General features: G+C 58.1%; 1 protein-coding gene. It reads left to right on the top strand.

Annotation, left to right across the window (positions count from 1 at the left end; all coding sequences use genetic code 11):
- The coding region (locus ACZYR5_RS29520; protein WP_489107627.1) for an immunoglobulin-like domain-containing protein at nucleotides 1–4,731 on the top strand (4,731 nt) is incomplete at both ends.

The following is a 4,731-nucleotide window of genomic DNA, read 5'->3' as shown; positions in this document are numbered from 1 at the left end:
GCAACGGCGGCACCGTCACGGTTAAAGCTGGTGAGACCAGTGCGATTTACACCGCCCCAGTCCAGGGTGATGACGTCTACAAAGACGGCGGCCCGCTGAGCGTGACCATCACCGAAGCGACGGTGAAAGACCAGGTCTTCGAAGACCTGCAACTGAGCAAAGAACCAGGTGTCGTGCAGATCAATGACACCACCGACACCGTCACCGTCAGCATTGCTGGCAACGGTCCTGTGCTGGAAAACGCCAACCCGACTTTCACCATCACCCTCAACCAGGCGTTGAAGGATGATTTGACCGTCAAGCTGAGCAACGGCGGCACCGTCACCGTTAAAGCCGGTGAGACCAGTGCGATCTACACCGCGCCGATCCAGGGTGATGACGTCTACAAAGACGGCGGTCCACTGAGCGTCACCATCGACAGCGCCACCGTGAAGGACCAGGTCTTCGAAGACCTGCAACTGAGCAAAGAACCAGGCGTCGTGCAGATCAACGACACCACCGACACCGTGACGGTCAGCATTGCTGGCAATGGTCCTGTGCTGGAAAATGCCAACCCGACTTTCACCATCACCCTCAACCAGGCGTTGAAGGATGATCTGACCGTCAAACTCAGCAACGGCGGCACCGTAACGGTTAAAGCTGGTGAGAACAGTGCGATTTACACCGCCCCAGTCCAGGGTGATGACGTCTACAAAGACGGCGGCCCGCTGAGCGTCACCATCACCGAAGCGACGGTGAAGGACCAGGTCTTCGAAGACCTGCAACTGAGCAAAGAACCAGGTGTGGTGCAGATCAATGACACCACCGACACCGTCACCGTGAGCATCAAAGGCAACGGCGATGTATTCGAGAACGCCAATCCGACCTTCACCATCACCCTCAACCAAGCGTTGAAGGATGATCTGACCGTCAAGCTGAGCAACGGCGGTACGGTTACCGTTAAGGCGGGTGAGACTTCAGCGATCTACACCGCACCGATTCAAGGCGACGACGTCTACAAAGACGGCGGTCCGCTGAGCGTCACCATCACCGAAGCGACGGTGAAGGACCAGGTCTTCGAAGACCTGCAACTGAGCAAAGAGCCAGGTGTCGTGCAGATCAACGACACCACCGATACCGTCACCGTGAGCATCAAAGGCAACGGCGATGTATTCGAGAACGCCAATCCGACCTTCACCGTCACCCTCAACCAAGCGTTGAAGGATGATCTGACCGTCAAGCTGAGCAACGGCGGTACGGTTACCGTTAAGGCGGGTGAGACTTCAGCGATCTACACCGCACCGATTCAAGGCGACGACGTTTACAAAGACGGCGGTCCGCTGAGCGTGACCATCACCGAAGCGACTGTTAAGGATCAGGTCTTCGAAGACCTGCAGCTGAGCAAAGAACCAGGTGTGGTGCAGATCAACGACACCACCGACACCGTGACCGTGAGCATCAAAGGCAACGGCGATGTGTTCGAGAACGCGAGCCCGACTTTCACTGTCAGCATCAACAGAGCCCTCGCCGACGACCTGACCGTCAAACTCAGCAACGGCGGCACGGTTACCGTTAAAGCCGGTGAGACCAGTGCGATCTACACCGCGCCAGTCCAGGGTGATGACGTCTACAAAGACGGCGGGCCACTGAGCGTCACCATCACCGAAGCGACGGTGAAGGGCCAGGTCTTCGAAGACCTGCAACTGAGCAAAGAGCCAGGTGTCGTGCAGATCAACGACACCGTGGACACCGTCACCGTCAGCATCGCCGGTAACGGCCCTGTGCTGGAAAATGCCAACCCGACCTTCACTGTCAGCATCAACAAAGCCCTAGCCGATGACCTGATCGTCAAGCTGAGCGGCGATCACGGCACCGTCACCATCAAGGCCGGCCAGACCAGCGCGATCTATACCGCGCCGATCCAGGGCGACGACGTCTACAAAGACGGCGGTCCGCTGAGCGTGTCCATCGACAGCGCCAGCGTACCGGGCAAGGTTTTTGAAGACCTGCAACTGAGCAAAGAGCCAGGTGTGGTGCAGATCAACGACACCACCGACACGGTCACCGTCAGCATTGCTGGCAATGGTCCTGTGCTGGAAAACGCCAACCCGACCTTCACCATCACCCTCAACCAGGCGTTGAAGGATGACCTGACTGTCAAACTCAGCAACGGCGGCACGGTTACCGTTAAAGCCGGTGAGACCAGTGCGATCTACACCGCTCCAGTCCAGGGCGACGACGTCTACAAAGACGGCGGTCCACTGAGCGTCACCATCGACAGCGCCACCGTGAAGGACCAGGTCTTCGAAGACCTGCAACTGAGCAAAGAACCAGGTGTGGTGCAGATCAACGACACCGTGGACACGGTCACCGTGAGCATCGTTGGCAACGGTCCTGTGCTGGAAAACGCCAATCCGACCTTCACCATCACCCTCAACCAGGCGTTGAAGGATGACCTGACTGTCAAACTCAGCAACGGCGGCACCGTAACGGTTAAAGCCGGCGAGACTTCGGCGATCTACACCGCCCCAATCCAGGGCGATGACGTCTACAAAGACGGCGGCCCGCTGAGCGTCACCATCACCGAAGCGACGGTGAAGGACCAGGTCTTCGAAGACCTGCAACTGAGCAAAGAACCAGGTGTGGTGCAGATCAATGACACCACCGACACCGTCACCGTGAGCATCAAAGGCAACGGCGATGTATTCGAGAACGCCAATCCGACCTTCACCATCACCCTCAACCAAGCGTTGAAGGATGATCTGACCGTCAAGCTGAGCAACGGCGGTACGGTTACCGTTAAGGCGGGTGAGACTTCAGCGATCTACACCGCACCGATTCAAGGCGACGACGTCTACAAAGACGGCGGTCCGCTGAGCGTCACCATCACCGAAGCGACGGTGAAGGACCAGGTCTTCGAAGACCTGCAACTGAGCAAAGAGCCAGGTGTCGTGCAGATCAACGACACCACCGATACCGTCACCGTGAGCATCAAAGGCAACGGCGATGTATTCGAGAACGCCAATCCGACCTTCACCGTCACCCTCAACCAAGCGTTGAAGGATGATCTGACCGTCAAGCTGAGCAACGGCGGTACGGTTACCGTTAAGGCGGGTGAGACTTCAGCGATCTACACCGCACCGATTCAAGGCGACGACGTTTACAAAGACGGCGGTCCGCTGAGCGTGACCATCACCGAAGCGACTGTTAAGGATCAGGTCTTCGAAGACCTGCAGCTGAGCAAAGAACCAGGTGTGGTGCAGATCAACGACACCACCGACACCGTGACCGTGAGCATCAAAGGCAACGGCGATGTGTTCGAGAACGCGAGCCCGACTTTCACTGTCAGCATCAACAGAGCCCTCGCCGACGACCTGACCGTCAAACTCAGCAACGGCGGCACGGTTACCGTTAAAGCCGGTGAGACCAGTGCGATCTACACCGCGCCAGTCCAGGGTGATGACGTCTACAAAGACGGCGGGCCACTGAGCGTCACCATCACCGAAGCGACGGTGAAGGGCCAGGTCTTCGAAGACCTGCAACTGAGCAAAGAGCCAGGTGTCGTGCAGATCAACGACACCGTGGACACCGTCACCGTCAGCATCGCCGGTAACGGCCCTGTGCTGGAAAATGCCAACCCGACCTTCACTGTCAGCATCAACAAAGCCCTAGCCGATGACCTGATCGTCAAGCTGAGCGGCGATCACGGCACCGTCACCATCAAGGCCGGCCAGACCAGCGCGATCTATACCGCGCCGATCCAGGGCGACGACGTCTACAAAGACGGCGGTCCGCTGAGCGTGTCCATCGACAGCGCCAGCGTACCGGGCAAGGTTTTTGAAGACCTGCAACTGAGCAAAGAGCCAGGTGTGGTGCAGATCAACGACACCACCGACACGGTCACCGTCAGCATTGCTGGCAATGGTCCTGTGCTGGAAAACGCCAACCCGACCTTCACCATCACCCTCAACCAGGCGTTGAAGGATGACCTGACTGTCAAACTCAGCAACGGCGGCACGGTTACCGTTAAAGCCGGTGAGACCAGTGCGATCTACACCGCTCCAGTCCAGGGCGACGACGTCTACAAAGACGGCGGTCCACTGAGCGTCACCATCGACAGCGCCACCGTGAAGGACCAGGTCTTCGAAGACCTGCAACTGAGCAAAGAACCAGGTGTGGTGCAGATCAACGACACCGTGGACACGGTCACCGTGAGCATCGTTGGCAACGGTCCTGTGCTGGAAAACGCCAATCCGACCTTCACCATCACCCTCAACCAGGCGTTGAAGGATGACCTGACTGTCAAACTCAGCAACGGCGGCACCGTAACGGTTAAAGCCGGCGAGACTTCGGCGATCTACACCGCCCCAATCCAGGGCGATGACGTCTACAAAGACGGTGGTCCGCTGAGCGTGACCATCACCGAAGCCACGGTGAAGGATCAGGTCTTCGAAGACCTGCAACTGAGCAAAGAACCAGGTGTCGTGCAGATCAATGACACCGTGGACACGGTCACCGTCAGCATTGCTGGCAATGGTCCTGTGCTGGAAAACGCCAACCCGACCTTCACTGTCAGCATCAACAAAGCCCTCGCCGATGACCTGATCGTCAAGTTGAGCGGCGATCATGGCACCGTCACCATCAAGGCGGGTCAGACCTCGGCCATCTACACCGCACCGATTCAAGGCGACGACGTCTACAAAGACGGCGGCCCGCTGAGCGTGTCCATCGACAGCGCCAGCGTACCGGGCA

It is taken from the genome of Pseudomonas sp. F007 (assembly GCF_057814275.1).
The sequence above is the reverse complement of the archived record's forward strand: the minus strand, read 5'-3'. Positions and strand labels throughout refer to the sequence as shown.